Source organism: Paracoccus sp. (in: a-proteobacteria) (assembly GCF_039808215.1).
Taxonomy (GTDB): Bacteria; Pseudomonadota; Alphaproteobacteria; order Rhodobacterales; family Rhodobacteraceae; genus Paracoccus.
Window position 1 is genome coordinate 76,668 of the sequence record NZ_JBDHSP010000007.1, and the last position, 26,075, is coordinate 102,742.

Here is a 26,075-nt window from a genome sequence, read left to right on the forward strand (position 1 = left end):
CCATGACCCGCAACATCCCGCTTGCCCTGTCCGTGCTTGTGCTGCTTGCGGCCTGCGGTACGCCGCAGGAACAGTGCATCAGCCGCAACACCCGCGAATTCCGCACCATCTCGGCCCTGCTGGCCGAGGTCGAGGGCAATCTGGCCCGCGGCTATGCCTGGCAGGAACGCACCGTCATGCGCACGGAATTCGACGACTGCCCGCGCGTGGTCACCGGCAAGGGCGGCAAGCGCGACATCGTCTATCGCACCTGCCGGCGCGAGGTGGCCGATACCGAACGCTACCGTGCCCCGATCGACCCGGTTTCCGAGGCGCGCAAGCGCGACAACCTGGCGGCGCGCAAGGCGGCGCTGGCCCCCGCCGCCCAGGCCGCGGTCAAGGCCTGCAAGGCCGCCTATCCCGAAAAAGGCTGAGCCTCAGAAATCGCCCGGCGCCAGCGGATCGCCCAGGCTGCGCCCGCCGTCGACGCGCAGGATCTGTCCGGTGACAAAGCCCGCCGCATCGCTGGCCAGGAATTGTACCGTCGGCCCCAGTTCGTCCGCGCCGGCGATGCGGCCCAGCGGCGTCGCGGCGATCATGCGCTCGCGCAGGGCCGGTTCCTCGCGCAGCTTGGCCTGGACGTTGTTCGACATGACGCTGGCAAAGGCCACGGCATTCACCCGGATGCGCCGGGGCGCCAGCGCCGCGGCCAGGGCGCGCGTGGCCTGGGCCTGCGCGGCGCTGGCGATGGAATAGGCCAGCATCTGCGGCTTGGGCCAGTCGGCGGCCAGCGAGGTCACATTGACGATGGCGCCGGCCAGGGCGCGCTCGCCGGCAACAGGCTCGGCCTCGGCCTGGGCGATCATGCGCCGGGCAACCAGCTGCGACAGCCGCAGACCCGAGATCATGTTCTGGCGCAGCATTTCGGCCAGGATCTCGTCGCTGACCGTCATCGGATCGCAGCCCTGCACCACGCGATGCGCGTTCACCAGGATGTCCACACGGTCGAAGGCGTCGATGGTCGCCGAGACCAGATTGGCCTGGGTCAGCTTCTGGCTGAGATCGCCGGCAAAGGCGCGGACCGGGCCATCGCCCTGAGCGGCGGCGCCCAGTTCAGCCTCCAGCGCCGCCTCGTCGCTGTCGGCGAACATCACCAGCGCCCCGTCCGCCTGAAGATAGCGGGCGACGGCCAGGCCGATGCCGCGGGCGGCGCCGGTGACGATGGCGACCTTGCCATGGACCGAGATGCTCATCTTCTGCCCCCTTTCGCCGGGCCGCGGCGCGCGCCCGGGCGGCGCGCGCCGGTGGCGGTGATGATCTTGAAGCGGGAATCGCCGCCGATCTCGGCCAGATCGGCAAAACATTCGCGCAGCACCTGTTCATAGGGCAGGTGCCGGTTCGCCACCATCCACAGCCGCCCCGCCCCGGTCAGCAGCCCGGCCGCGGCGCGGATAAAGCCCGCGCCCAGCCTCGGATCGGCGGCGCGACCCTCGTGGAAGGGCGGGTTCATCACCACGCCGTTCACCGGCTCGGCCAGGCGAAAGTCCAGCGCGTCGGCCCAATGAAAGCGCGCGCGCGGATCCGCGATGTTGCGGCGCGCGCAATCCAGCGCCGTGGCGTCGGCCTCGACCAGATGCAGGGCCTCGACGCCGGGGTGGCGCAGGATCTGCGCCGACAGCCAGCCCCAGCCCGCGCCCAGATCGACGATGCGCGTCGGCAGCTTGTCGGGCAGATGCGCCGCCAGCGCCACCGAGGCCGGGTCGGGTGCATCGGCCGAGAACACGCCCGGGCGCGTCACCATGCCGGGCGCCGGCGCATGATCGCGCGCGGCCCAGTCGGCGGGCAGCCAGCCGGGCGCCGGCAGGGTCATGCGAAAGATCTTGCCATGCGCGCGCGACTGCACCGCGTCCACCGGCGCCATGGCGCGCAATTCCTTCAGCATCGCGTCGATGCCGTCGGTCTTTTGCCCGTCGACCCACAGCGCCGCGCCCACCGGCAGGCGCGCGGCGGCATCGGCGATGCGGGCGCGCGCCTCGGCCCGGGCCCGCGGCAGAAAGACCAGGGCCGTGTCGAACTGCCCCTCGGCCGCGGTCAGCACCTGAAAACCGCGCGCCTTCAGTGCCTGGTGATCGGGGTAAAAGCCCTGCACGATCTGCAGCCGCGCCGGATCGAAAGGCGCAAGGTCGCTCGCGCCATCGGCGCCCAAAAGCAGCATGCGCCCCCCGGGAGCCGCCTCGCCAAAGACAAGTTCCAGCCGTGATCCAGCCAATTTCTACTCTTTTTCCATGGTGCATTGCAGCGGGTGCTGCTGGCGGCGGGCAAGCTCCAGCACCTGCGCCACCTTGGTCTCGGCGATCTCGTGCGAGTAGACGCCGACCACCGCCACGCCCTTGCGATGCACGGTCAGCATGATCTCGATGGCATAGGCGTGGCTCATGTTGAACAGCCGTTCCAGCACATGCACCACAAACTCCATCGGAGTGAAATCGTCGTTCAGCAGCAATACTTTGTACATCGGAGGCCGCTGCGTGCGCGGCTTGGTCCTGACCGCGACCGCGATGTCTTCAAGGTCTCCGGGTTTGTGGGTCATCTGCGGCTGGGTCACGGGGCTTGCATCGGCATGGGAAATCGGCGTGGAAACGGGTCTGCGCCCGAATATAGGCGCTTTCCCGCGACTTGGTAAGCCCCGCCCCCGCATGGCAGCGAAACGCGCCCCACAACCTGTGGGCGATTAATTCCCGAATCCGCAAAGTTGCAGTTCCCGAAGGGCAGAAGCCATGCTATCCTTGCCGAAATCAACGAAGGGCCCGCAAGTTGAACGGGACCTCAGAGGCAGAAGAGACCGGGACAGTGAGCAGAATCACCACACGAGTCCGCTTCGGACTGATGATCCTATTCGCCTGGGCGCTGCCCATGACGGTTGCCGCCGCGCCTTTCGCGGCCTATGTCATGGACGCGCGTTCGGGCAAGGAAATCTATGCGCAGAATGCCGAGACGCGCCTGCATCCGGCATCGCTGACCAAGATGATGACGCTCTACATGGCTTTCAACGCCATCGAGCGCGGGCAGGTGCGGCTGGACAGCAAGTTCCTTGTTTCAAGCCATGCCGCCTCGCAGCCGCCGTCGCGGCTGGGGCTGAAGCCGGGCCAGAGGATCGAGCTGCGCTATCTGATCCGCGCCGCCGCGGTGAAATCGGCCAATGACGCCGCCACCGTCATCGGCGAGGGTCTGGCCGGGTCTGAATCGAAATTCGCCGCGCAGATGACGCAGATGGCGCGCGCCCTGGGCATGCGCAATTCGCAGTTCCGCAACGCGAACGGGTTGACGGCCGATGGGCATTTCTCGACCGCCCATGACATGAGCATCCTGGGCCGGCGGCTGTTTTACGATTTCCCGCAATATTACGGCATCTTCTCGCGCCGCTCGGCCGATGCCGGGATCACCACCGTCTCCTCCACCAACAGGCGCTTTCTGGACGCCTATGACGGCGCCGACGGCATCAAGACCGGCTATACGCGGGCGGCGGGCTTCAACCTGACGGCCTCGGCCAAGCGCGGCTCGAAGCGGCTGGTCGCCACGGTCCTGGGCGGCACCTCGACTGCGCATCGCAATGCGGTCATGGCGCAGCTTCTGGATGCGGGCTTTGGCAAGGCACCCGCCCGTGTGCGCGAGGTGAAACCCGCGCCGCTGCAATATGTGGCCGAGAAGAAGGTCCGCCGCTCGGTCCAGGTTGCGCGGGCACCGGCGCAGCCTGCAACCGTGGCCGCAGCCGTGGCGCGGGCCGAGCCCCACCTTGCCGCCTCGGATCGGCCGGTGGCGCGTGCCTCGACGGTCGCGGTGGTGACGCCGGCGGCGATTGCGGCAGCGGTGACGCGGGCGCGCGCCAGCGGCCAGCCCGCAGTCCGGACCCGCGCCGACGCCGGCGCCCGTCCGCAGCGCAAGCCGGCCGCAGCACCGATCGCCCGCGCCGCGGTCAGCCCCGAGATCCTGGCGACCACCGCCCGCCCTGAGGCCCGCCCCGAAGAGGGCGACGCCTCCGAGCCGGAGGCCGTCGCCGAGCCCCTGCCCGACAACGACCGCTCCTCGGCGCTGCTGCCCGAGCCGGTCGCGATCGCGCCCGCCCTGGCCGATGCGGCCGCGGTGGCGCCGTCCGGGGCGCTGCGCGTCTCGGCCCTGCCAGTGCCGCGGTCCGAGAACATCATCCTCAGCTCGCTGCTACCCGACGAGGATAGCGCAGCCGAGCCAACCGAGATCGTATCGCGCGCCGGCAGCGCACGCGGCGGCAGCTGGGGGGTGACGCTCGGGCCCATGCGTTCGCATCACGAGGCCGAGCAGCTGCTGCTGCGCACCGCGCTGCAGGAGAACACCGTTCTGGGCAACGCGTATGGCCGCGTCGCCGACACGAAACGGGGGTTTGCCGCGAATTTCACCGGCATGAGCCGCGAGACCGCCGAGCTGGCCTGCAGCCGTCTGCAGGCGCGCGAGCAAAGCTGCCAGGTGATCGGCCGCTGATCGCGCAGGGCAACGACCGCGGCGGCCGCGACCCTTGGATCATTGCCAAGCACAGCCTTGCAAGCACCGTCGCCAGCGGCTATCGCTTCGACCAGACGCCGGTTTAGCTCAGCTGGTAGAGCAGCTGATTTGTAATCAGAAGGTCGCGGGTTCGATTCCTGCAACCGGCACCATATCGCCCTGAGAACACCAGATAAATTCCTGCGCCACGGGCGCATCGTCCAAGCATCGTGCGCGCGGCTGGTGGTGGCGATCCGGCCGGGCATGCAGGTTTCCGCCAGCATCGGGTTGACCGCAACGCAGTTGCCCAGCATGCGAAACTGCCGCCCGGCGAGGCCCGGCAGCCGACCGTCAGCATCGGCCTGGGTCGCCGGGTCGCGGACCTGCTGCCAGCGGCGGATGAGCAGGTCCTCGTGATCATCCGCGCCGCCGCATTCGCGCGCCTATCGCCTGGCGGGTCAATGCCTATCAGGTCAAGGCCAGGCGGGCTTCGGCGGCGAAATGACCGCTGGCATCGGGGCGTTTCGACAAGTTCTCCCATTCCGTCTGTGCCGGTTTTGCACGCTCGGGGTCCGAATCGCAGGCATGCATCACGGCCTGCAGGAAATCGCCAAAGTCCATCTCGGGGCTCCTTTGAGGCTGCAGCAGGTCATCTGGCGCAGCAGCCCCTCGTTACGGTCCAGGCCGTCGAGAACACCGCAATGGCTGCCTTCGCGCGCCACGTCGCCTGACAGCCCCCCGGAAGTTCCCTCGCTCTGATGTAGAGTCTGCCCAATCTGAAGGAGCAGACGCCATGAGGAAAAGCCGCTTTCTTGCGGCGGCGGTGTCCGTCGCGGCGCCGCTTTCCTGGCCCTCCAGACCGGCCGTGGCTTGCACCTGCGTGGCGGCCATGCCGATCCGGCCCCTCGGAAGGCTGGGCCAGCGGGTCGCCGGTCTGGCTTTTCACCCCGTCCCCGGCGGCAAGGCGCCCATCACCCCCCGTCCCTTTCCCGAGAGCTTGGCCGCATAGAGGGCCTCGTCGGCCCGCAACTGCATCTGCTCGCAGCCGGCGAAACCCTGTCGCGACATGGCCACGCCGATGCTGACCGACACGCCGGACGGCAGGAAGCTGCGGGTGCCGCGCGCCACCTGCTCGATCACCCTGCCGGCGATCGCCTGCACGTCCGGCATGGGCTCGGACAGGAACACCAGTATCATGAATTCGTCGCCGCCAACGCGAAAGGCCAGGTCCTGCGCCCGCGTGGCTGTCCGAATGGCCTGTGCGACCTGCCGAAGCACGTCATCGCCGGCGCCATGGCCGAAATTGTCGTTGATCGCCTTGAAATCATCGAGGTCCAGATGCAGCAGGGCAAAGGGCAACCGCTCCCGCGCCTCGAACGCCTTTGCGAACTCGTCATCGAAGGATCGCCGGTTTGCAAGGCCGGTCAGTGGATCGGTCAGGGACATGCGCTGCGCGTCCGCCGCAACCTGGCCAAGCGAAAGGTTCACGTCGCCCAGCAGCGCCAGCGCCGCGCGATTGGCCTCATGCAGGAACAGAAATTCCATCACCAGATCGGCCGCCGGGAAATCGCTGCTCGTCAGGCCGAAACCGCGGACCGCCTCGGGCAGCGACACGCCGAAGCCGAGGTTCACCAGCACCCGCCCACCCTCGAGCGGCACCATCGCACCGCGCAGGACCAGGCCCGGGGCGCACCGCAGCCCGGCCGAGAACTGCGGCATGGAGAGCAGACGTTCGATCGTCGCCTCGGGCGGGCGACGATTGCCGTCATCGGCCGGCACAAGGCGGAAGGCGTCGAAAAAGCCCTGCGCGCCGCCCACCAGCTTGGCAAGTGTCGGCCCCGTCGACAGCATGCGCCCTTGCCGGTCGAGAACGGCATGCATGGGCAGGATCCGGGCCAGCGCCTCGCTGCCGATGGCCTGGGTCGCCGGCTCAGTATGTGCTTGCGACAAGATCGAAGCCTTTCGCATCTGCATAACCGGCCAGGGCAACACCCACATCGACATCGCTGCCGCGATGGCTGACCAGCGCAAGTGTCCCGTAATCGTCCGCCATGCCGCGCAGCACCCCGACGATGACCCGCATGGCAAGCCTTTGTCTTCCGGCCGACGCGATCCGGAATGAATTCCGCGATGTCTTCTCGACCAGCAGCGCCGACAGCCCGAGGTCAGGCAGCACGAGGTTGATGCGCCCGGCAAGATCCTGCAGGGAAATGACGAACTCGTCGAATGTGCTGCCGCTGAAGCGCAACAGCCGGCGAAGCTGTTCCTGCCGGGTCAGCCATTCGCCCAGATCCTCGAGAATTTCGCCGGGCTTCTTTCCAAGCGCCCTTGCGGCATGGACCAGCAGCGCGGCGGTCGTGGCGTCGGCCTGCGCCGTCCAGGCCAGCAGGGCATCTGCCCGGACCCCGGCGGCCGTGGCGACGCGCGACCACAGGTCATCCCCGTAGGAACTGCGCAGAAACTGGCGGATGCAACTGTTGGTCAGGCTGTTCATTGCACTCACTTGCAGGGATCATGATCGAAAGGTTCATTGCCACATGCGCCGCGCCGGCGGCCCGTCGGCGAATCGCAGCCTGATGCCGCTGACATGCGGCTGGATCGAGACCGCGCCCTGGCGCCCCAGAAGGCCGCGGTCCAGGATCCGGCAGTCACCCGGCGGCTTGCCCACGGTCCTCTGGTCGGTGATCAGCACCGCGTCCTGACGGCAGAACTGCGCCAGCGCGGCAAGCGCCGTCTTTCCGACCAGATGGCGGATCTGCCAGGTCCGCGGGCCGATATGCAATTCGGCCCAGCGGTTCGTCGGAACGCCCTGCCACAGCGGCCGGCTCGCGGCGGCCTTGCGGTCGAGGGCGTCGCCGTCGGCCTCGAGCCAGGCATCGACCGCGAATGACCCGCCTTTGGCGCGTGACGGGACCCGGCCGGCCGGGGTCATGACGGCGACCGCATCGCCTCCGGCCGAGACCAGGATGCCCGGCCGCTGCGCACCTAGCCAGATGCCCAGGGCGCAAAGGATCAGGCCGATGCCGCCGGCGCGCCGCGCGACCGTGCCCGCGCGCGAGGCAAGGCCCGCCGACATCGGCGCCAGCAGTGTCAGCAGGGCGCCGGCTCCGAACAGCGGCAGCACCGCGCGCGGCGGCGCCGGAATCCGGATCTCGGCCCCGCCCATGGCCGCGACCCATTCCGAGACCGCAAGCATCCAGCGCGTGCCGAGCCCCATGAGCCAGAGCGCCGGCTGCGCCAGATCCAGCGGCGCAAGCAGCGCCGCAGCGATACCGGCCGGCATCACCACCATGCCCACGACCGGAACCGCCAGCATGTTCGCCAGAAGCCCGTATTGCGTGATGCGGCCGAAATGCGCCGCGGCGATGGGGGCGGTCGCCAGCCCCGCGACCAGCGATGACAGCATCAGCAGCGCCACGAAGCGCAGCCAGGGCCGGGCCTCGGCAAAGGTATTCTGGAATGCCTCGTTGACCAGGATCAGGCCGACGGTGGCGGCAAAGCTGAGCTGGAATCCCGGTTCGGTCAGCGCCTCGGGGGCCAGAAGCAGCACGATCACCGCGGCGACCGCAACGGTGCGCAGCGAAACCGCGCGGCGGTCGCAGACGACCGCCAGCAGCATGACCGCCACGGTGATGAAGGCGCGCTCGGTCGCGACGCCACCGCCCGAGAGCCAGAGATAGACCAGCGCCACCAGCAGCGCCCCGACCGCCGCCAGCTTGTGTCCCCAGGGCAGCCGCAACCCGCCCAGGCCCTGCACGAGCGCCGCCAAAAGGCGCAGCCCGGCATAGACAAGGCCGGCAAGCATGCTCATGTGCAGGCCCGAGATCGAGACGATGTGGTAAAGGTTCGAGGCGCGCATGGTGGCATTCGTCGCCTCGGCGATGCCCGAGCGGTCGCCGGTCATCAGCGCCGATGCCACCGCCCCCGCCTGGCCGCCGATGCGGTCCTGCATCGCCGCGGACAGGTCCATGCGCATGCGGTGCAGCGCCAGGGTGCCGGCGCGGTCGGGTTGCGCCACCGACATCACCGGCGTGCGCGTATAGCCGATGGCGCCGATGCCGTCGAACCAGGCCAGGCGGCGAAAGTCGAATCCCCCGGGCTCGGCCGGGCCGGGCGGCGGCGAGAGATGCGCGGTCAGCATCACCCGCTGGCCCGGAACCGGCAGGACATCGTCCTGCAGCAACGAGATGCGCACCCGCCGGGGCGTGTCTCCGGGCGCGACATTGCGCAGCCGCACCCGGTCCAGCAGCAACCGCATGCGGTCGCGCGCCGAACGGTCGATGCCGATCACCCGCCCCTCGACCGGGCCGTAATAGCGAAAATCCAGCACCGGCGCCGCCACCAGATGCGCGCGCAACCCCGTCATCCCCGCCCCGAGAGCGATCAGCAGCAGCGCCAGCAGGGCAAGCTGGCCGAACTCGGCCCAGCGCCAGCCCAGGCGCCCGCCCGCGGCAAGCCGCGCCATGCCGGCCAGCCCGGCAAGGCAGGCAGCCGCCGCAAGCAGCAGGCCGGCATAGAACCCGGCCCCCGGTTCGCGCGCCAGAAGGAACCAGCCGCCGATGCCCAGCGACAGCCAGAACGGCACCCAGGGCATGATTCCGGCCCGGACCGCCAGCGGCGGCCGCACCGTGCCCGTCGGGGAACTGCCCATGGATGCCCTGGCCGCTTGCGCCACTGAAACTTGTCCTTGCCGCGTCTCTTGCGTATTTTCCGCCACAAGATTGGCATGCCGCTTCTTTCGGAAGGATTAACGGCAGCGGCCAATGCCCCTGTTCTCTGGATTGATCTGGCTTGTGATGACCGATTCCCGTCCCGTGGTGACCCGCTTCGCCCCCTCGCCCACCGGCTATCTGCATATCGGCGGCGCACGCACCGCGCTGTTCAACTGGCTGTTCGCCCGTGGCCGAGGCGGCCGCTTTCTGCTGCGCATCGAGGATACCGACCGCGCCCGCTCGACCGCAGCGGCGACCGAGGCGCTGCTGACCGGCCTGCGCTGGCTGGGGCTGGACTGGGACGGCGAACCCGTCAGCCAGTTCGAGGGCCGCGACCGTCACGCCGAGGTCGCGCGCCAGATGCTGGCCAATGGCACCGCCTATAAATGCTTCTCCACCCCAGAAGAGATCGAGACCTTCCGCGAAGGGGCCCGGGCCGAGGGGCGCTCGACGCTGTTTCTGTCGCCCTGGCGCGATGCCGACCCGGCCAGCCTGCCCGAGGCGCCACATGCCATCCGCCTGAAGGCGCCCCGCGACGGCCAGACGGTGATCGCGGACGCGGTGCAGGGCCAGGTGGTGTTCGGCAACGACCAGCTGGACGACATGGTGCTGCTACGCTCGGACGGGACGCCGACCTACATGCTGGCGGTGGTGGTGGACGACCACGACATGGGCGTGACGCATGTGATCCGCGGCGACGACCACCTGACCAATGCCGCGCGCCAGGTCCAGATCTATCAGGCGATGGGCTGGCAGGTCCCGGTCTTTGCCCATATCCCGCTGATCCACGGCACCGACGGCAAGAAGCTGTCCAAGCGCCATGGCGCCGTCGGCCTGCATGAATTCGCCGCCATGGGCTATCCCGCGGCGGCGATGCGCAACTATCTGGCCCGCCTCGGCTGGAGCCATGGCGACGAGGAGCTGTTCGACGACGAACAGGCGAAGGCCTGGTTCGACCTGGCGGGAATCGGCAAGGCGCCGGCGCGGCTGGATTTCAGGAAGCTCGAACATGTCAGCGGCTGGCACATCGGCCGCATGTCCGACGCGGAACTGCTGCACGAGATCGCGGGCTTTCGCGCCGCCACCGGCGCGCCGCCGCTGGGCCCGCGGCAGACCGCCCGGCTGCAGCCGGCACTGGGCGCGCTGAAAGCCAAGGCAAAAACCCTGCCCGCGCTGCTGGACCAGGGCCATTTCGCGCTGATCGAACGCCCGGTCTCCATTGACGAGAAGGCGGCCACGGCGCTGGATATTGTATCCCGTGGTATACTGAACGAATTGACGGCTGCCCTGCGTGATGCTAGCTGGATGCGCGACGAACTCGAGGCGGCAGCCAAGCAGATTGGCGAGTCGCACGGGCTGGGACTGGGCAAGGTTGCGGCGCCGCTTCGCGCGGCTCTGGCAGGGCGCAGTTCGACCCCCAGCGTGTTCGACATGATGTTGGCGCTTGGCCGCGAGGAATCGCTGGCCCGGCTGCAGGATCAAGCGGGCTGAGGCCCGCGCCCCATCCCCCGGCCAGGCGCCGGAGACAGGTGAAAGGAACAGGGAATGGCAGAAGCAAAAGCCGCAAGATTGAGCCACGCCGGCAAGGAGATCGACCTGCCGGTGCTGTCCCCGACCGCGGGACCGGACGTGCTGGACATCCGCAAGCTTTATGGCGATGCGGGCGTGTTCACCTATGACCCCGGTTTCACTTCGACCGCGTCCTGCGATTCGACCATCACCTATATCGATGGCGACAAGGGCGAGCTGTGGTATCGCGGCTATCCGATCGAGCAGCTGGCCGATCGTTCGCACTATCTGGAAGTCTGCTATCTGCTGCTTTACGGGGAATTGCCGAACGCCGCGCAGATGGCCGATTTCGAGGGTCGCATCACGCGCCACACCATGGTGCATGAACAGCTGCACTATTTCTTCCGCGGGTTCCGCCGCGACAGCCACCCGATGGCGACCATGGTCGGCGTCGTGGGCGCGATGTCGGCCTTCTATCACGACAGCATCGACATCAACGACCCGATGCAGCGCGAGATCGCCTCGATCCGCCTGATCGCCAAGGTGCCGACGATCGCGGCCATGGCCTACAAGTATTCGATGGGCCAGCCCTTCGTCTATCCGCAGAACGACCTGGATTACGCCAGCAACTTCCTGCACATGTGCTTCTCGGTTCCCTGCGAGAAATACACCGTCGATCCGGCGCTGGCGCGTGCCATGGACCGCATCTTTACCCTGCATGCGGATCACGAGCAGAACGCCTCGACCTCGACCGTGCGTCTGGCGGGCTCTTCGGGGGCGAACCCATTCGCCTGCATCGCCGCCGGCATCGCCTGCCTCTGGGGTCCGGCGCATGGCGGCGCCAACCAGGCCTGCCTGGAAATGCTGCGCGAGATCGGCACCGTGGACCGCATCCCCGAGTTCATCGGTCGCGCCAAGGACAAGAACGACCCGTTCAAGCTGATGGGCTTTGGCCACCGCGTCTACAAGAACTTCGACCCGCGCGCCAAGGTGATGAAGGAATCGGCCGACGAGGTGCTGGACCTTCTGGGCATCCACAACAACCCGACACTGCAGGTTGCCAAGGAACTGGAAAAGATCGCGCTTGAGGACGAGTATTTCGTCGCCAAGAAGCTTTACCCGAACGTGGACTTCTACTCGGGCATCATCCTCGAGGCGATGGGCTTCCCGACCTCGATGTTCACGCCGATCTTCGCGTTGTCGCGCACCGTCGGCTGGATCTCGCAGTGGAAGGAAATGATCGCCGATCCGCAGAACAAGATCGGTCGTCCGCGCCAGCTTTACGTCGGCTCGCCGCGGCGCGACTACAAGCCGGTGGAAGCGCGCTGAGCGGCAAGTCACCTGATCCCGAACGGCCCCGGAGCAATTCCGGGGCCGTTCTGCTGCGCCCGCATCATGTGCTGTGCGCCATCGGCTGGCAGGGCCGCGGCTATTCGCCGGAATTCACCCGCAACATGGATGCCATCGTGCAGGACCGGCTGCGCGCCGAGCCGCAGACGCCGGTGCAGTTCACCGCCGGCGCGGATTCGGTCTGCGGCCCCTGCCCGCACCGGCGCGGCAGCGGCTGCGCCTCGGACGCGCGCATCAGGGCGCTGGATGGCCGCCACGCCGCGGCGCTGGGCATTGCCCCCGGCCAGCGCATGACCTGGGCCGAGGCCGAGGGTCTGGCCCTGGCCCGCGTGCGTCCCGCCGATCTGGCGCAGATCTGCCGGGACTGCCAGTGGCTGGATCTGGGGCTGTGCCAGGCGGCGCTGGCGCGGCTGCAGGGGCCGGAATGAAAACGCCGCCCCTTGGGGCGGCGCCATCGTCGCAGGGGGATGCCGGTTCAGCGCTTGCCCAGCAGGCGCCAGCCGCCGGCCACCACCATGGCCGCGATCACCGCCTTGACCAGCGCGCCCAGCAGGAAGGGGGTGACCGCCAGCGCCATGGCCTCGGGCGCGGACTTGCCCAGGATCAGCGCCAGCGCGCCGGCGCCCGGCACGAACAGCAGCAGGCCCGGCAGCAACGCGGCGACGAACAGGCGCAGGAAGCCGCGGTCAAGCCCGCGCTCGACCAGCCAGCCGGTCAGCCAGGCCATGGCGACAAAGCCCCACAGGAACCCCGCCGTCGGCCCGATGAAGGGCGCGATGCCACCCGAGGCATTGGCAAAGACCGGCAGGCCCATGGCACCCTGCGCCAGATAGGCCAGCACCGTCGCGGCGGCGAGGCGCGAGCCGAAGGTCAGCCCGATCACCGAGATCGCCAGCGTCTGCAGCGTCATCGGCACCGGAAACATCGGCACCGAGGCCTGCGCCGACAGCGCCAGCAGGGTCGAGCCGCCAAGGGCCAGCAAGATATTGGTCAGCGCAGAGCGGCTGGGCAGCGCGGCTTGGGTCAAAGTCATGTCAGGGCCCTTCTTTCGCGAAGATTTTTTCTGCGCCGCATCATGCGCGTCCCGGCGCGAAAGTCAATGTGACGCACCCCGGGCACCGCAATGCGCGGGGGCTTGCGCGCCGGCGCGGCGAATGCGACATCGGCGCCATGAGCAAGCATGACAAAATCGCGCTGATCACCGGCGCCTCGCGCGGCCTTGGTGCCGCCCTGGCCGAGAGCCTGGCCGGCCGCGGCTGGCACATCCTGGCCGTGGCGCGCACCACCGGCGCGCTTGAGGAACTGGACGACCGCATCCGCAAGGCCGGCGGCTCGGCCACGCTGGCGCCGATGGACGTGGGCCAGCCGCAGGCGACGCTGCAGCTGGTGCAGGCGGTGCAGGAACGCTGGGGCGGGCTGGATCTGTGGGCGCATTGCGCCGTCCATGCCGCGCCGCTGGCGCCAGCCGGCCATGTCGATGCCAAGGATTTCCAGAAATCCGTGGATCTGAACGTGGTGGCCACGCGCGGGCTGATCGTGCTGATCGAGCCGCTCTTGCGCGCCCGCCAGGGCACGGCGCTGTTTTTCGACGACAAGCGCGGCGGGCAGAAATTCTTCGGCAGCTACGGCGCCAGCAAGGCGGCGCAGATCGCGCTTGCGCGCAGTTGGCAGGCCGAGAACCAAAGCCTTGGCCCGCGCGTCGTCATCGCCGAGCCGGCGCCGATGCCCACGGCCGTGCGCGCGCGCTTTTTCCCCGGCGAAGAGCGCGGCCATCTGACGCCCTGCAAGACCGAGGCCGAACGGATCCTTTCCGCCATCCTCTAGCCCGCCAGCGCCAGCATGCGGTCGATGTCGAGATGCGTCTCGAGATGGGCGGCCAGCCGGTCCAGCACCTGATCGACCCCGGCGCCGTATTCCAGCGCCGAATGCGCGCCGAGGCCCGCCAGCCATGCGGCGCGAAATGCGTCACCGGCAAACAGCCCGTGCAGATAGGTGCCACTGACGCGCCCGTCCGGGCTGGTGGCGCCGTCCGCCTCGGGGATATGGGCAAAGGGCCGGGCGCAGTCGGGGCCATGCGTGCGGCCCATGTGGATCTCATAACCCTCGATGCGGTGGCCGAGCGCGCGCCCCCCGATCCGGGTCAGGCGCTTGTCGGCGGCCATATGCGTCTCGACATCCAGCCAGCCAAGGCCCGGATCGCTGCCCGGCGCGCCGTCATGGCCCATTGGATCGTGGATCATGTGGCCCAGCATCTGATAGCCGCCGCAGATGCCCAGCACCCGCCCGCCGCGCCGCAGATGCGCGGCAAGGTCGATGTCCCAGCCCTGCGCGCGCAGGAATCCCAGGTCACCGCGCGTCGATTTCGTGCCGGGCAGGATCACCAGATCGGCGTCGCCAGGCAGCGCCCGCCCCGGGGGCACCATGGTCAGCCGCACCCCGGGTTCGGCCGCAAGCGGGTCGAGATCGTCGAAATTCGCGATCCGCGACAGCATCGGGCAGGCGATGTGCAACGCCCCGGCGCCGCCCGCCCGGCGCAGGTCCGCCGCGTCCTCGGCCGGCAGGCGCGCGGCATCGGGAAACCACGGCACCAGCCCGAGGTCGGGCCAGCCGGTGCGTTCGGCAATAAACGCCCGGCCTTCGTCGAACAGTGCCGGATCCCCGCGAAAACGGTTGACGACAAAGCCGCGGATCATCGCCGCGTCCCCGGGGTCGATCACCGCCTGCGTGCCGACGATCTGCGCGATCACCCCGCCACGGTCGATGTCGCCCGCCAGCACCACCGGCACTCCGGCGGCGCGGGAAAATCCCATGTTGGCGATGTCATTGCGCCGCAGGTTCACCTCGGCCGGGCTGCCCGCGCCCTCGACCAGCACCAGATCATGCGCGGCGCGCAGGCGCGCGAAACTGTCCAGCACGCTGGCCATCAGCCGGGGCTTCAGCGCCGCGTAATCGGCGGCGGCGGTGCGGGTCAGCGCGCGGCCCTGCACCACCACCTGGGCCGCGCGGTCGGTCTCGGGCTTCAGCAGCACCGGGTTCATATGCACCGAGGCCGCGATCCCCGCCGCCCGCGCCTGCAGCGCCTGGGCGCGGCCGATCTCGCCCCCGTCGGCGGTCACCGCGGCATTGTTCGACATGTTCTGCGGCTTGAAGGGCGCGACGCTGATGCCGCGACGCCTGGCCGCCCGGCACAGCCCCGCCACCAGCAGCGACTTGCCGACATTCGAGCCGGTCCCCTGGATCATCAGCGCGCCCATGACGCCTCCCGCTTGCCAATCCGCGCCTTGGTGACTAGATAGGCGCGTCGCTGAATGAAAGGCCCCGTGGTGGAAAACGTCGTTCTTACCGTGCACCTGATCCTTGCCATGCTGCTGATCGGAGTGGTGCTGCTGCAACGGTCCGAAGGCGGCGGCCTTGGCATGGGCAGCGGCGGCGGCGGCGTGATGACCGGGCGGCAGGCGGCGAACGCGCTGTCGCGCCTGACCTGGATCTTTGCCATCGGCTTCATCATCACCTCGATGGCCCTGACCATCATCGCCGCGCGCAACAGCTCGACCGGCTCGCTGATGGACCAGCTCGACATCACCAGCCCGCAGAAGGCCCCGGCGACCGACCTGCCCGGCATCGGCGACTATGTCCCGCCGCCCGGCGCCGGCCAGCCCGTGGTTCCGGGCGCGGGCCAACCCGTGGCGCCGCCCGCCCCCGCCGCACCGGCGGCCGAGGCCCCGGCCACCGCCCCCGCGTCGGCCCCCGCACCGGTCGCGCCGCCCGCAGCCCAGACACCCGCAACCCCGACACCCGCAACCCCGGCGCCCGCGCCGGCCAGCAACTGACACTACAGCTTGGGGGCGCAACTTGCGCCCCTTACCACAACTGGCGGTCCGTTGCGGCCACGGGGCGAATCGGTTATGAATCGCGTCCCGTGACACCGCCCGGATTCGGGCCGCGATGCTTGATCTGATTATTCACGGGGGCCTTGATGGCGCGTTACATCTTCATCACCGGCGGTGTGGTTTCCTCGCTTGGCAAGGGGCTGGCCTCGGCGGCGCTGGGGGCGCTTTTGCAGGCGCGCGGCTATACGGTGCGGCTGCGCAAGCTTGACCCCTATCTGAACGTCGATCCCGGCACCATGAGCCCCTTCGAGCATGGCGAGGTCTTTGTCACCGACGACGGCGCCGAGACCGACCTCGACCTTGGCCATTACGAGCGTTTCACCGGCGTCTCGGCGCGCAAGACCGACTCGGTCAGTTCCGGGCGGATCTATTCCAACGTGCTGGAAAAGGAACGCCGCGGCGCCTATCTGGGCAAGACCATCCAGGTCATTCCGCATGTCACCAATGAGATCAAGGACTTCCTCGCCCATGACGATGATGGCGTCGATTTCATGCTGTGCGAGATCGGCGGCACGGTCGGCGACATCGAGGGCCTGCCCTTCTTCGAGGCGATCCGCCAGTTCGCCCAGGAACGCCCGCGCGGCCAGTGCATCTTCATGCATCTGACGCTCTTGCCCTTCCTTGCTGCCTCGGGCGAGTTGAAGACCAAGCCCACCCAGCACAGCGTCAAGGAGCTGCGCTCGATCGGGCTGCAGCCCGATGTGCTGGTCTGCCGCAGCGAACACCCGATCCCGGAAAAGGAACGCGCCAAGATCGCGCTGTTTTGCAACGTCCGCCCCGATGCGGTGATCCCGGCCTATGACCTGAAGTCGATCTATGACGCGCCGCTGGCCTATCACCGCGCGGGTCTTGACCAGGCGGTGCTGGACGCCTTCCAGATCAGCCCGGCGCCGCGCCCCGATCTGAGCCGCTGGGAGGACGTGATGGACCGCCTGACCCATGCCGAGGGCGAGGTCAGGATCGCCGTGGTCGGCAAATACACCCAGCTTGAGGACGCCTATAAATCCATCGCCGAGGCGATGACCCATGGCGGCATGGCCAACCGCGTGCGCGTCAAGGCCGACTGGGTCGACAGCGAGAAGCTGGAAGGCGAAGGCGCGCATCTGCTGGATGGCTATAACGGCATTATCGTCCCCGGCGGCTTTGGCGAGCGCGGCACCGAGGGCATGATCGCCGCCGCGAAATACGCCCGCGAAAAGAAGGTGCCTTATCTGGGCATCTGCCTCGGCATGCAGATGGCGGTGATCGAGGCGGCGCGCAACCTGGCCGGCATGCCCGACGCGGGTTCCGAGGAATTCGACCATGAGGCGGGCGAATCGCGCTTTACCCCGGTGGTCTATCATCTCAAGGAATGGGTGCAGGGCAATTACACCGTCAGCCGCAAGCTCAGCGACGACAAGGGCGGCACCATGCGCCTTGGCGCCTATACCGCGGTGCTGACGCCGGGATCGCGCATCTCGGACATCTATGGCGGCGCCACCGAAATCGAGGACCGCCACCGCCACCGCTATGAGGTCGACGCGAACTATCGCGCGCAGCTCGAGGCCGCGGGGTTGCATTTTTCCGGCATGTCGCCGGACGGGCGCCTGCCCGAGGTGGTGGAATACCGCGACCACCCCTGGTTCATCGGCGTGCAGTCGCATCCGGAGCTGAAATCCAAGCCCTTCGAGCCGGCGCCGCTGTTTGCCGGTTTCATCCGCGCCGCGATGGAGAACGAGCGGCTGGTCTGAGCCGCCGTCCCGCGCCATAGTGCGGCGACCACCAGCACCCGGTCCCGACATGCGCCTTGCCCTGATCCTGTTCCTTTGCGCCGCTCCGGCCCTTGCCGACGCGCCGCTGTTCCTGATCGACCAGACCAGCCTGCCCTTTGACCTGAGTCCCGGCGCGCCGCAGAACGCGCCCTCGCGACAGGCGAATTCGCCCAATGCGGCGGCCAATTCCGCCGCCAACCCGGCCAATGGCACCGCGAACCGCGCCAATTCCCCGGACAATCCCGCGAATGGCCAGCGGCTGATCTTTACCGCCGACGGCACGGTGCTGGGCTATTACGCGCCGAACGGCTCGGGCACGCTGAACCTGTTCAGCGTCAGCGGCAAGCGCGTGGCCTATCGCCCCAGGGGCAGCAAGAGCCTGTTTTCCAGCGACGGGCGCTGGTGCGGCACGGTCGCGGATGCGGAGGCGGGCGGTTTCGCCTTTGGCGTCATCCGCAGCTGCGCCGGGCTCTTCTAGGCCCGCGCGCGCGTGTCACGGATGTGTCATGATCGCGGGATAGACCGCACTCATCACCGCCGGAGGGCAGGCATGCAGGACGACCCGCGCAAGGACTGGCTTGAATCCGAACTGCAGGACACGCTGGACGAGGATTACGAGATCGAGCTTGAGGATGCGGTGCTGTCACAAGAGATCGCCCGCATCTACCGCGAGACGCACCCCGACCAGATGCCGCGCCCCGACTATTTCCGCGAGTTGCTGCGCCTGCAGTCCGAGATGATCCGCCTGCAGGACTGGGTGTCCCATCACCGCGAGAAGGTCGTGGTGATCTTCGAGGGCCGCGACAGCGCCGGCAAGGGCGGGGCGATCAAGCGCATCACCCAGCGGCTGAACCCGCGGGTGGCGCGCGTCGTGGCCCTGCCCGCGCCCTCGGGACGCGAAAGGACGCAGTGGTATTTCCAGCGCTATGTGCCGCATCTGCCCGCCGGTGGGGAAATCGTGCTGTTCGACCGCAGCTGGTACAACCGCGCCGGGGTCGAGCGCGTCATGGGCTTTGCCAGCGAGGTCCAGGTGCAGCAGTTCTTCGACGACGTGCCCGAGTTCGAGCGCATGCTGGTGCGTTCGGGCATAAGGCTGGTGAAATACTGGTTCTCGATCACCGACGAGGAACAGCAGATGCGCTTCCTGATGCGCATCCACGATCCGCTGAAACAGTGGAAACTGTCGCCGATGGACCTGCAGTCGCGCGTCCGCTGGGAGGATTACACCAAGGCCAAGGAAGAGATGTTCGCGCGCACCAATATCCCCGAGGCGCCCTGGTATATCGTGCCCGGCAATGACAAGAAGCGCGCGCGGCTGAACTGCATGGCGCATCTGCTGCGCCTGATCCCCTATCAGGACGTGCCCCATGATGAGGTCACCCTGCCCGAGCGCGTCTTCAACCCCGATTACGAACGCGCCGTGCTGCCCCCGGAACTTTACGTGCCGCAGCGCTATTAGCCGGCCGCGCCCGTCATGCGGCCATATTGTCTCGGCGCGCGGATGCTTTAGGATCGCCCCATGTTTCGCAATCTTCTGAGCCGCCTTTTCGTCGACAGCGCAAGTCCCTCGCATCTGAACGGGCAGGACGCCGAACTGGCCATCGCCGCGCTGCTGGTGCGGCTGGCGCGCGCCGACGACCATTACGGCCTGGTCGAGCGCCAGCGCATCGATCAGATCCTGGCGCGCCGCCGCGGCCTTGGCCCGGGTCAGGCGGTCGAGCGGCGCAGCGCCGCCGAGATGCTCGAGGCCGAGGCCCCCGACACCGTGCGCTTCACCCGCGCCATCAAGGACCGCATCGCCCTTGAGGACCGCCAGGAGGTGATCGTGGCGCTGTGGCAGGTGGCCTATGCCGACGGCCACCGCAGCGCCGACGAGGAGACTCTGGTGCGGCTGGTCAGCGGGCTGCTGGGGGTCAGCGACCGCGATTCGGGCCTGGCGCGGCAGCGCGCCCTGGACGGACTTGGCATGGCCGACGAGTAGGCGCGGGCGATTTCGTGGCACCCGGCGCCGCAGCCTGCAACCTGCCTGCAAGTGCAGTCAGGAAAGCGTTGCAAACAGCGGATAAATATCGCCTCATGGCCGCATGAACCAGAACGAACAGACAGGCGCAGCCGCCGATCCGTCGCAGGTGCCGGTGATCGAGATCCGCGACCTGCACAAGGCCTATGGCGAGTTGCAGGTGCTGCGCGGCGTCAGCCTGAGCGCCGCGCGCGGGCATGTCATCAGCCTGATCGGCTCGTCCGGTTCGGGCAAGTCGACACTTTTGCGCTGCTGCAACCTACTTGAGGACAGCCAGCAGGGTGACATCCTGTTCGAGGGCGAATTCGTGCGCTGGCGCGGCAGTGGCGCGGCGCGCGTGCCCGCCGACCGCGCCCAGGTCACGCGGCTGCGCACCAACCTGTCGATGGTGTTCCAGCAGTTCAACCTGTGGTCGCATCTGACCATCCTGCAGAACGTGACCGAGGCGCCGCTGCACGTCTTGCGCCGCAACCCCGCCGAGGTCGAGGCCAGCGCCCGCGCCCTGCTGGCCAAGGTCGGCATCGGCGACAAGGCCGACGCCTGGCCGGCGCAGCTGTCGGGCGGCCAGCAGCAGCGCGCCGCCATCGCCCGCGCCCTGTGCATGGAGCCGCGCGCCCTGCTGCTGGACGAACCCACCAGCGCGCTGGACCCGGAACTGCAGCAGGAGGTGGTGCGCGTCATCAAGGACCTGGCCGCCGAACACCGCACCATGCTGCTGGTCACGCATGACATGCGCCTTGCCGCGGATGTCAGCGACCATGTGATCTTCCTCCATCAAGGCCGGATCGAGGAAGAGGGACCGCCGGCGCAGGTCTTCGGCGCGCCGCGCTCGGACCGCCTGCGCCAGTTTCTCAGCGCGACCATGGCCGAATAACGATCCAACAGGAGAAAGACGAATGAAGAAGATCCTGCTTGCCGCCGCCGCCCTTGCGCTGACCGCCGGGATGGGCATGGCGCAGACGGTGCGCATCGCAACCGAGGGCGCCTACCCTCCCTACAACCTGGTCAATGACAAGGGCGAGGTTGACGGTTTCGAGGTCGATCTGGGCAACGAACTGTGCAAGCGCGCGGAACTGGATTGCACCTGGGTCAAGAACGACTGGGATTCGATCATCCCGAACCTGAACAGCGCCAATTATGACGCGATCATGGCCGGCATGAGCATCACCGACGAGCGCAAGAAATCGGTGGCCTTCACCCAGAACTATCTGCCGCCGACCGCCTCGGCCTATGCCGCGCCCGAGGCGGATGTGGATGTGACCAAGGGCGTCGTCGCCGCCCAGACCTCGACCATCCAGGCGCAATATGTCGCCGAATCCGGCGCGCAACTGCTGGAATTCGCCACCCCCGACGAGGCCGTGGGCGCGGTGCGCAACGGCGAGGCCGAGGCGGTCTTTGCCGACAAGGACTTCCTCGTGCCGATCGTGGACGAATCCGGCGGCGCGCTGGTCTGGGTCACCGGCCAGGACAACATCGCGCTGGGTAACGGCATCGGCATGGCGGTGCGCCAGTCCGACACCGCGCTGAAGGACAAGTTCGACGCCGCCATCACCTCGATGAAGGAGGACGGGTCGTTGAACGAGTTGATCAAGAAATGGTTCGGCGAAAAGGCCCTGCTGTTCTGATCCGCCAGCCAATGCCCTGCCCGGCCGCGCCGGGCGGGGCTTCGGGGTGAACCATGCTTGCGTCCTGCGCCGATCCGAAATCCCTGGAAGGGCTTGCCTGGCTGATGTGCTATCTCACATCGGGCAAGCACCTGCTGTTCTACCTGTCCTTCGGCACGGTGCTGGGGCTGCTGGCGGTCACCGCACCGGTGGCGCTGATCTTCGGCTTTGGCGGCGCCATGGCCTCGCGCTCGCGCATCGTGCCGCTGCGTTGGGTCGGCCGGGTCTACACCTCGATGGTGCGCGGCGTGCCCGACATCATCTTCTTTCTCTTCGTGCCGATCGCGCTGGACCAGATGTTCGAATGGCTGCGCTCGCGGCTTTACTGCGACCCCGCGGGGCCGGTGCGGCAGGGCAATGAATTCATCGTCTGCGCCGCCGCCAAGCTGCCGCAATCGACCTCGCCCGAATGGATGCACCAGCTTTACGGCATCGCGCTGGCGGTGCTGGCGTTTTCCGTGGTCTTCGGTGCCTTCGCCGCGAATGTGCTTTACGGGGCGATGAACGCGGTGCCGCGCGCGCAGCTGGAAACCGCCGAGGCCTATGGCATGACACCCCGGCAGGTGAATCGGCGCATCCTGATCCCGCAGATGTGGACCTATGCCCTGCCCGGCCTGTCGAACCTGTGGATGATCCTGATCAAGGCCACACCGCTCTTGTTCGTGCTGGGGGTCGAGGACATCGTCTACTGGGCGCGCGAACTGGGCGCGTCCAAGACCAGCGCCTATGCCTTTCCGCATCCGGACTGGCGGCTCTACTATTTCCTCGCCATCCTGGTGTTCTATCTGCTGATGACCTGGGGATCGGAAAGGATCCTCGACCGGCTCAGGCGCAGGCTGTCCGCGGGACAGGCCACCGCCGCCGGCGAGGCGATGCGCAAGGCCGCGACATGAACCAATGCCTGCAAACCATCCAGGACTACGGGCTGCGCGCCATCGGCCTGGGCGAGCGCATCCTGCCGCGCAGCGACTTCACCCTGTGCGAGCAGCTGACGCTGATCGGCTCGGGGCTGATCTGGAACGTCTATTTCGGGGCGCTGGCGCTGTTCATCGGCTTTTTTCTGGCCACGGCGCTGGCCGTGGCCAAGACCAGCCGGCGCTGGCTGCTGCGCAAGCCGGCGGAATGGTTCATCTTCGTCTTTCGCGGCAGCCCGCTGTTCATCCAGTTCTTCCTTGCCTATGAGACGCTGGTGCAATTGCCGCGCGCGGGCATCGACATATTCGGCCTGACCGTGCAGACCAGCTGGCTGACCAAGGCCTGGGCGGGGGCGCTGCTGGTGCTGGTGCTGAACACCACCGCCTATTCGGCCGAGATCTTTTACGGCGCCCTGCGCAACCTGCCCAAGGGCGAGCTTGAGGCCGCCGACGCCTATGGCATGTCCGGCTGGCCGCGCTTTCGCCGCATCGTCTGGCCCACCGCCATGCGGCTGGCCTGGCCGGCCTATACGAACGAGGCGATCTTCCTGTTCCACGCCACGACGCTGGTGTTCTTCTCCAGCTTTCCGGCCTTCCAGCAGCGCGGCGACGCGCTGTATTACGCCAGCTATTTCGCCGACAAGACCTTCAACCCCTTCGTCGCCTACCCGATCGTGGCGGGCTATTTCATCCTGCTGACCCTGTGCCTGATCGCACTGTTCGGGGTGATGAACCGCAGGCTGAACCGCCACCTGCCCGGCGCGGCAGGAAAGTTCCGCTATCGCCCCAACCTCATCAGGTGATCCATGGACTGGCTGCATGAGCATCCCGACGTCAAGACCATCCGCGTGGCGGCCGCCGACCTGAACGGCGTCGCCCGCGGCAAGCGCATCCCGGCGCGCTTTGCCGACAAGCTACTGACCGAGGGCACGAAATTTCCCTATTCCGTGCTGTCGATGGACATCTGGGGCGAGGATATCGAGAACAGCCCGCTGGTGTTTCAGGCCGGCGATCCCGACGCGCTGCTCTTGCCGACCGAGCGCGGCTTCCTGCCCATGCCCTGGCTCGAGGCGCCGACAGGGCTTTTGCCGATCTGGATGTTCCATCCCGATGGCAGGCCCTATGACGGCGACCCGCGCCAGGCGCTGGCCCGCGTGGCCGAACGCTATCAGGCCGCCGGGCTGACGGCGGTGGTCGCGACCGAACTTGAATTCTTCCTGATCGACGATTCCGGCGGGCAGCTGCGCGTGCCGCCCAGCCCGCGTTCGGGCAAGCGCCGCACCGGGGCCGAGACGCTCTCCTTGCGCGCCCTCGACGCCTTCGACCGCTTCTTCACCGCGCTTTACGACGCCTGCGAGGCGATGGACATCCCCGCCGACACCGCCATCTCCGAGGCGGCGCCAGGCCAGTTCGAGATCAACCTCATGCACCAGCCCGACCTGCTGAAGGCCGCGGATGACGCGTGGCTGTTCAAGCTGCTGGTAAAGGGGCTGGCGCGGCGCTTCGGCTTTGCCGGTTCGTTCATGGCCAAGCCCTATGGCGCCTGGAACGGTTCGGGCATGCATATGCATTTCTCGGTGCTGGACGCGCAGGGCCGCAATGTCTTTGACAATGACGGCGACGAGGGCACCGAGGTGCTGCGCCATGCCGTCGCCGGCTGCCTTGCCGCCATGCCCGGCTCGACGCTGCTCTTTGCCCCGCATGAGAACAGCTATGACCGGCTGGTGCCGAACGCGCACGCCCCCACCGGCATCGGCTGGGCCTATGAAAACCGCACCTCGGCGATCCGCATCCCCTCCTCGGGACCAAAGGCGCGCCGCATCGAGCATCGCGTGGCGGGCGGCGACGTGAACCCCTATCTGACCATCGCCGCCGTGCTGGGCGCGGCGCTGAACGGCATCGAGGACCGGGCCGAGCCCCCCGCCGCGATCACCGGCAATGCCTATGACCAGGGGCTGGCGCAACTGCCGGCAAGCTGGGGTGAGGCGATCGAGGCCTTCGCAACCAGCAGCCAGATCCGCCGCATCTTTCCCACGCATCTGATCGAGAATTTCGTCATGACCAAGCGCCAGGAACTGCGCTATGTCACCGAACTTTCCGAGGAGGAAAAGATCGAGATCTATCTCGACACGGTCTGACTGTTCCGACCACTACAAAACTGCCTTTCGGCCGGGTTTGGTTCCTTTTTGACAACCATAGGACTGCCATTGGAGGCCAATAATTCGGCTTATCCGAATAAATTCAAGGAACTGGCTGGTCTTCCCCCCGTTTCACCGGACACTCAGGCGGTTGCGGTTTCAGCTGCGATGAACTCGCGGGGCGAGCGCATCTTCAGGTTACGCCGGCTTCGAGGACCTCTACCGCACCGGCGCCATCCGCGATGGTCGCCTGCATGGCCCATGTCCGGCGCAAGTTCGTCGACATCCACCGCGCCCAGGCCTCGCCAATCGCCGAAGAGGCCATCGGCCGGATCGCCCAGCTCTACGCCGCCGAGAAGGAGGCGTGAGGGTCGCCACCGGACCGTCGCGCCGAACTGCGATCCGACCATGGATGGCGCCGCGATCGCCGGACTGCCGGATCCGGGGTGTCAGCCCGAAATAGCTTGCAAGGCGATCGGGTGCGGAGAAGCGGGAGATATCGCCGATCGCGGCAATGACCGCAGTGGCGACCGCAACATTGATGCCGGCGATGCTCATCAACTTGCGCATGCGGCTGTCGTCGAGTGCAATACCCGCCAGCGCCTGATCCAGTTTTGCCAGCTTCCCTTCCAGCCAGTCCAGTTCATCCAGATGCCTGATCAGCAGATCGCGCTCTGCCTTCGGCAGCGGTGCCGAGGTCAGCCATCGCCTGCCGCCTTTGCCGAACAGATGCCCGGCATATTTGGCGACGAGGTTCGTATGCAGGACAGCCTGGATCCGGCTCTTGACGCGACGGATCGATCTCACCGCTGCTGCGCGCTCGGAAACGAGGCGCCGCAGGTTCAACGTCTGGTCGTCCGCGGCCCAGACCTCTGGCAGGAAGTCGGCGGCATGAAGCTGTGCCAGGATTCTGGCGTCCACCTTGTCGGTCTTGACCCGTGCATGGGCGATGGCCTTCACCTGCAGCGGGTTCGCAATGACGACCCGCGCCACGAAAGGTGTCAGAAGCCTGACGATTGCTGCGGTATTGCCCGTCGCTTCCAGAACGACCTCGTCATCTGGACGCAGGGTCTGCCCGAAGGTCACCACCGCATCATGATCAAGGTCGATCCTGACCTCTGTCGTTTTTCTATCTTCAAGGATCGCAACCTGCGCGAAGCTTCGATGGACATCCATCCCAATGGACCTCATGCGAAATTCTCCCTGTTGTTGATCGGGGAGTGCACGGGCTGTGCGACATCTACGGATACGCCAGCATCCGGGCCGGGGTCCATTCTGCGTGCCGCCGGTGAGCGGAAGGCATGTGATCGGGAAGCGTCACGTGGCTGCGCCGTCCCGGGCAGCGAAGATGGCTGGCAACCCTCTGGCCCTTATGGAAGATCTCCACGATGTCGCCGCTGACGCGGACATCCATCTCTTCCCGGATCAGGCCGAAGGGCACGGAATACCAGGAACTATCCACTTCCACATGATAGTCCGGTGCCACCCGGGCGCGCTTCCAGCGGGCGAAGGCATAGGCGGTTCCGGGCAACGGTTGAAGATACGGTCGATCCAGCGTGGAGAGGTGGCTCGGTTGATTTGAACAGGTTCCGGGCGTTTTCTAAGTGGTTTTCCGCCTCGGTTATGCCGCCACCGC

General features: G+C 67.6%; 25 protein-coding genes, 1 tRNA gene and 3 pseudogenes. 18 read left to right on the forward strand and 11 right to left on the reverse strand.

What is annotated here, in order from left to right; translation table 11 throughout:
• The first annotated feature begins 2 nt into the window (after positions 1-2).
• A complete protein-coding gene (locus tag WMK75_RS04565; protein ID WP_347266472.1) occupies positions 3-413 on the forward strand; it encodes a hypothetical protein in 411 nt (136 codons plus the stop codon).
• A 3-nt stretch (positions 414-416) separates the two neighbouring features.
• Here the strand turns inward: WMK75_RS04565 and WMK75_RS04570 are convergent, their stop codons facing one another.
• The 3 genes from WMK75_RS04570 to clpS are packed head-to-tail and all read right to left on the reverse strand — an operon-like array spanning position 417 to position 2,569.
• A complete protein-coding gene (locus WMK75_RS04570; protein WP_347266473.1) occupies positions 417-1,232 on the reverse strand; it encodes an SDR family oxidoreductase in 816 nt (271 codons plus the stop codon).
• Positions 1,229-2,248, reverse strand: a complete 1,020-nt coding sequence (locus WMK75_RS04575; RefSeq protein ID WP_347266474.1) for a methyltransferase — start codon at positions 2,246-2,248, stop codon at positions 1,229-1,231. Before WMK75_RS04575 ends, WMK75_RS04570 begins: the two co-directional genes overlap by 4 nt.
• Before the next feature lie 3 nt (positions 2,249-2,251).
• Positions 2,252-2,569 (reverse strand): ATP-dependent Clp protease adapter ClpS, encoded by a 318-nt coding sequence (gene clpS, locus WMK75_RS04580; RefSeq protein WP_347266475.1) that lies wholly within the window; start codon positions 2,567-2,569, stop codon positions 2,252-2,254.
• Between the two features lie 296 nt (positions 2,570-2,865).
• On the opposite strand from clpS, the gene WMK75_RS04585 reads away from it, so the two are divergent.
• Entirely contained in the window at positions 2,866-4,491 is a 1,626-nt protein-coding gene (locus WMK75_RS04585) for a D-alanyl-D-alanine carboxypeptidase family protein (RefSeq protein WP_347266476.1), read from the forward strand.
• A 97-nt stretch (positions 4,492-4,588) separates the two neighbouring features.
• Positions 4,589-4,664: transfer RNA gene (locus WMK75_RS04590), tRNA-Thr, on the forward strand.
• A 295-nt stretch (positions 4,665-4,959) separates the two neighbouring features.
• On the opposite strand, the gene WMK75_RS04595 is transcribed toward WMK75_RS04590, so the two are convergent.
• From WMK75_RS04595 to WMK75_RS04610, 4 genes are all read right to left on the reverse strand, one after another.
• Positions 4,960-5,112, reverse strand: a complete 153-nt coding sequence (locus tag WMK75_RS04595; RefSeq protein WP_347266477.1) for a hypothetical protein — start codon at positions 5,110-5,112, stop codon at positions 4,960-4,962.
• A 321-nt stretch (positions 5,113-5,433) separates the two neighbouring features.
• Entirely contained in the window at positions 5,434-6,441 is a 1,008-nt protein-coding gene (locus tag WMK75_RS04600) for a GGDEF domain-containing protein (RefSeq protein ID WP_347266478.1), read from the reverse strand.
• On the reverse strand, positions 6,422-6,985 hold the full coding sequence (locus WMK75_RS04605; RefSeq protein ID WP_347266479.1) for a heme NO-binding domain-containing protein: 564 nt from the start codon (positions 6,983-6,985) through the stop codon (positions 6,422-6,424). The genes WMK75_RS04600 and WMK75_RS04605 overlap by 20 nt, the downstream gene beginning before the upstream one ends.
• A 33-nt stretch (positions 6,986-7,018) precedes the next feature.
• The gene (locus WMK75_RS04610) at positions 7,019-9,142 is read right to left on the reverse strand and encodes a ComEC/Rec2 family competence protein (RefSeq protein ID WP_347266480.1); all 2,124 of its coding nucleotides are present in this window, start codon (positions 9,140-9,142) and stop codon (positions 7,019-7,021) included.
• 145 nt (positions 9,143-9,287) lie between these two features.
• Here WMK75_RS04610 and gltX point away from each other — a divergent pair, with 145 nt between their 5' ends.
• The 3 genes from gltX (at position 9,288) to WMK75_RS04625 (ending at position 12,490) form a co-directional block, all read left to right on the forward strand.
• A complete protein-coding gene (gene gltX, locus WMK75_RS04615; RefSeq protein ID WP_347266481.1) occupies positions 9,288-10,694 on the forward strand; it encodes a glutamate--tRNA ligase in 1,407 nt (468 codons plus the stop codon).
• Positions 10,695-10,748: 54 nt separating this feature from the next.
• Complete coding sequence (gltA, locus tag WMK75_RS04620) at positions 10,749-12,041, forward strand: citrate synthase (protein WP_347266482.1); 1,293 nt, start codon at positions 10,749-10,751, stop codon at positions 12,039-12,041.
• Positions 12,042-12,109: 68 nt separating this feature from the next.
• The gene (locus tag WMK75_RS04625; RefSeq protein ID WP_347266483.1) at positions 12,110-12,490 is read left to right on the forward strand and encodes a DUF1284 domain-containing protein; all 381 of its coding nucleotides are present in this window, start codon (positions 12,110-12,112) and stop codon (positions 12,488-12,490) included.
• A 47-nt stretch (positions 12,491-12,537) separates the two neighbouring features.
• On the opposite strand, the gene WMK75_RS04630 is transcribed toward WMK75_RS04625, so the two are convergent.
• Complete coding sequence (locus WMK75_RS04630) at positions 12,538-13,095, reverse strand: biotin transporter BioY (protein WP_347266484.1); 558 nt, start codon at positions 13,093-13,095, stop codon at positions 12,538-12,540.
• Between the two features lie 137 nt (positions 13,096-13,232).
• On the opposite strand from WMK75_RS04630, the gene WMK75_RS04635 reads away from it, so the two are divergent.
• Complete coding sequence (locus WMK75_RS04635; RefSeq protein WP_347266485.1) at positions 13,233-13,886, forward strand: SDR family NAD(P)-dependent oxidoreductase; 654 nt, start codon at positions 13,233-13,235, stop codon at positions 13,884-13,886.
• On the opposite strand, the gene WMK75_RS04640 is transcribed toward WMK75_RS04635, so the two are convergent.
• Entirely contained in the window at positions 13,883-15,316 is a 1,434-nt protein-coding gene (locus WMK75_RS04640; RefSeq protein WP_347266486.1) for a cobyric acid synthase, read from the reverse strand. The genes WMK75_RS04635 and WMK75_RS04640 overlap by 4 nt on opposite strands.
• Positions 15,317-15,370: 54 nt before the next feature.
• Between WMK75_RS04640 and secG the strand changes: the two genes are divergently transcribed.
• The 11 genes and pseudogenes from secG to WMK75_RS04695 all read left to right on the forward strand — a co-directional run.
• Positions 15,371-15,892 (forward strand): preprotein translocase subunit SecG, encoded by a 522-nt coding sequence (secG, locus tag WMK75_RS04645; protein ID WP_347266487.1) that lies wholly within the window; start codon positions 15,371-15,373, stop codon positions 15,890-15,892.
• A gap of 146 nt (positions 15,893-16,038) precedes the next feature.
• Complete coding sequence (locus WMK75_RS04650; protein WP_347266488.1) at positions 16,039-17,682, forward strand: CTP synthase; 1,644 nt, start codon at positions 16,039-16,041, stop codon at positions 17,680-17,682.
• A 49-nt stretch (positions 17,683-17,731) separates the two neighbouring features.
• Entirely contained in the window at positions 17,732-18,181 is a 450-nt protein-coding gene (locus WMK75_RS04655; protein ID WP_347266489.1) for a hypothetical protein, read from the forward strand.
• 72 nt (positions 18,182-18,253) lie between these two features.
• The gene (ppk2, locus tag WMK75_RS04660) at positions 18,254-19,162 is read left to right on the forward strand and encodes a polyphosphate kinase 2 (RefSeq protein WP_347266490.1); all 909 of its coding nucleotides are present in this window, start codon (positions 18,254-18,256) and stop codon (positions 19,160-19,162) included.
• 60 nt (positions 19,163-19,222) lie between these two features.
• Positions 19,223-19,684, forward strand: coding sequence for a TerB family tellurite resistance protein (locus WMK75_RS04665; RefSeq protein ID WP_347266491.1), 462 nt, complete (start codon positions 19,223-19,225; stop codon positions 19,682-19,684).
• Positions 19,685-19,787: 103 nt separating this feature from the next.
• Positions 19,788-20,597 carry an amino acid ABC transporter ATP-binding protein gene (locus WMK75_RS04670; protein WP_347266492.1) on the forward strand — a complete coding sequence of 270 codons (810 nt, stop codon included), beginning with the start codon at positions 19,788-19,790 and terminating at the stop codon, positions 20,595-20,597.
• Positions 20,598-20,619: 22 nt separating this feature from the next.
• On the forward strand, positions 20,620-21,348 hold the full coding sequence (locus tag WMK75_RS04675; RefSeq protein ID WP_347266493.1) for a transporter substrate-binding domain-containing protein: 729 nt from the start codon (positions 20,620-20,622) through the stop codon (positions 21,346-21,348).
• A gap of 53 nt (positions 21,349-21,401) precedes the next feature.
• Positions 21,402-22,280, forward strand: a complete 879-nt coding sequence (locus WMK75_RS04680) for an ABC transporter permease subunit (RefSeq protein WP_347266494.1) — start codon at positions 21,402-21,404, stop codon at positions 22,278-22,280.
• Entirely contained in the window at positions 22,277-23,104 is an 828-nt protein-coding gene (locus tag WMK75_RS04685) for an ABC transporter permease subunit (RefSeq protein ID WP_347266495.1), read from the forward strand. The genes WMK75_RS04680 and WMK75_RS04685 overlap by 4 nt, the downstream gene beginning before the upstream one ends.
• A gap of 3 nt (positions 23,105-23,107) precedes the next feature.
• Positions 23,108-24,439: a glutamine synthetase family protein gene (locus WMK75_RS04690; RefSeq protein WP_347266496.1), complete on the forward strand. Its 1,332-nt coding sequence runs from the start codon at positions 23,108-23,110 to the stop codon at positions 24,437-24,439.
• A gap of 248 nt (positions 24,440-24,687) precedes the next feature.
• Positions 24,688-24,786 (forward strand): annotated as a pseudogene (locus tag WMK75_RS04695) (transposase); the annotation flags it as partial.
• A 49-nt stretch (positions 24,787-24,835) separates the two neighbouring features.
• Here WMK75_RS04695 and WMK75_RS04700 read toward each other — a convergent pair.
• A pseudogene (locus tag WMK75_RS04700) lies at positions 24,836-25,615 on the reverse strand (IS110 family transposase); the annotation flags it as partial.
• 73 nt (positions 25,616-25,688) lie between these two features.
• Positions 25,689-26,000: pseudogene (locus WMK75_RS04705) on the reverse strand (IS21 family transposase); the annotation flags it as partial.
• Between the last annotated feature and the right edge of the window lie 75 nt (positions 26,001-26,075).

Coding starts and splice junctions, on each gene's coding strand:
- WMK75_RS04565 (WP_347266472.1), top strand. CDS start 3: ATGACCCGCAACATCCCGCTTGCCCTGTCCGTGCTTGTGCTGCTTGCG.
- WMK75_RS04570 (WP_347266473.1), bottom strand. CDS start 1,232: ATGAGCATCTCGGTCCATGGCAAGGTCGCCATCGTCACCGGCGCCGCC.
- clpS (WP_347266475.1), bottom strand. CDS start 2,569: ATGACCCACAAACCCGGAGACCTTGAAGACATCGCGGTCGCGGTCAGG.
- WMK75_RS04585 (WP_347266476.1), top strand. CDS start 2,866: ATGATCCTATTCGCCTGGGCGCTGCCCATGACGGTTGCCGCCGCGCCT.
- WMK75_RS04595 (WP_347266477.1), bottom strand. CDS start 5,112: ATGGACTTTGGCGATTTCCTGCAGGCCGTGATGCATGCCTGCGATTCG.
- WMK75_RS04605 (WP_347266479.1), bottom strand. CDS start 6,985: ATGAACAGCCTGACCAACAGTTGCATCCGCCAGTTTCTGCGCAGTTCC.
- WMK75_RS04610 (WP_347266480.1), bottom strand. CDS start 9,142: ATGGGCAGTTCCCCGACGGGCACGGTGCGGCCGCCGCTGGCGGTCCGG.
- gltX (WP_347266481.1), top strand. CDS start 9,288: ATGACCGATTCCCGTCCCGTGGTGACCCGCTTCGCCCCCTCGCCCACC.
- gltA (WP_347266482.1), top strand. CDS start 10,749: ATGGCAGAAGCAAAAGCCGCAAGATTGAGCCACGCCGGCAAGGAGATC.
- WMK75_RS04630 (WP_347266484.1), bottom strand. CDS start 13,095: ATGACTTTGACCCAAGCCGCGCTGCCCAGCCGCTCTGCGCTGACCAAT.
- WMK75_RS04635 (WP_347266485.1), top strand. CDS start 13,233: ATGAGCAAGCATGACAAAATCGCGCTGATCACCGGCGCCTCGCGCGGC.
- WMK75_RS04640 (WP_347266486.1), bottom strand. CDS start 15,316: ATGGGCGCGCTGATGATCCAGGGGACCGGCTCGAATGTCGGCAAGTCG.
- secG (WP_347266487.1), top strand. CDS start 15,371: ATGAAAGGCCCCGTGGTGGAAAACGTCGTTCTTACCGTGCACCTGATC.
- WMK75_RS04650 (WP_347266488.1), top strand. CDS start 16,039: ATGGCGCGTTACATCTTCATCACCGGCGGTGTGGTTTCCTCGCTTGGC.
- WMK75_RS04655 (WP_347266489.1), top strand. CDS start 17,732: ATGCGCCTTGCCCTGATCCTGTTCCTTTGCGCCGCTCCGGCCCTTGCC.
- ppk2 (WP_347266490.1), top strand. CDS start 18,254: ATGCAGGACGACCCGCGCAAGGACTGGCTTGAATCCGAACTGCAGGAC.
- WMK75_RS04665 (WP_347266491.1), top strand. CDS start 19,223: ATGTTTCGCAATCTTCTGAGCCGCCTTTTCGTCGACAGCGCAAGTCCC.
- WMK75_RS04670 (WP_347266492.1), top strand. CDS start 19,788: ATGAACCAGAACGAACAGACAGGCGCAGCCGCCGATCCGTCGCAGGTG.
- WMK75_RS04675 (WP_347266493.1), top strand. CDS start 20,620: ATGAAGAAGATCCTGCTTGCCGCCGCCGCCCTTGCGCTGACCGCCGGG.
- WMK75_RS04680 (WP_347266494.1), top strand. CDS start 21,402: ATGCTTGCGTCCTGCGCCGATCCGAAATCCCTGGAAGGGCTTGCCTGG.
- WMK75_RS04685 (WP_347266495.1), top strand. CDS start 22,277: ATGAACCAATGCCTGCAAACCATCCAGGACTACGGGCTGCGCGCCATC.
- WMK75_RS04690 (WP_347266496.1), top strand. CDS start 23,108: ATGGACTGGCTGCATGAGCATCCCGACGTCAAGACCATCCGCGTGGCG.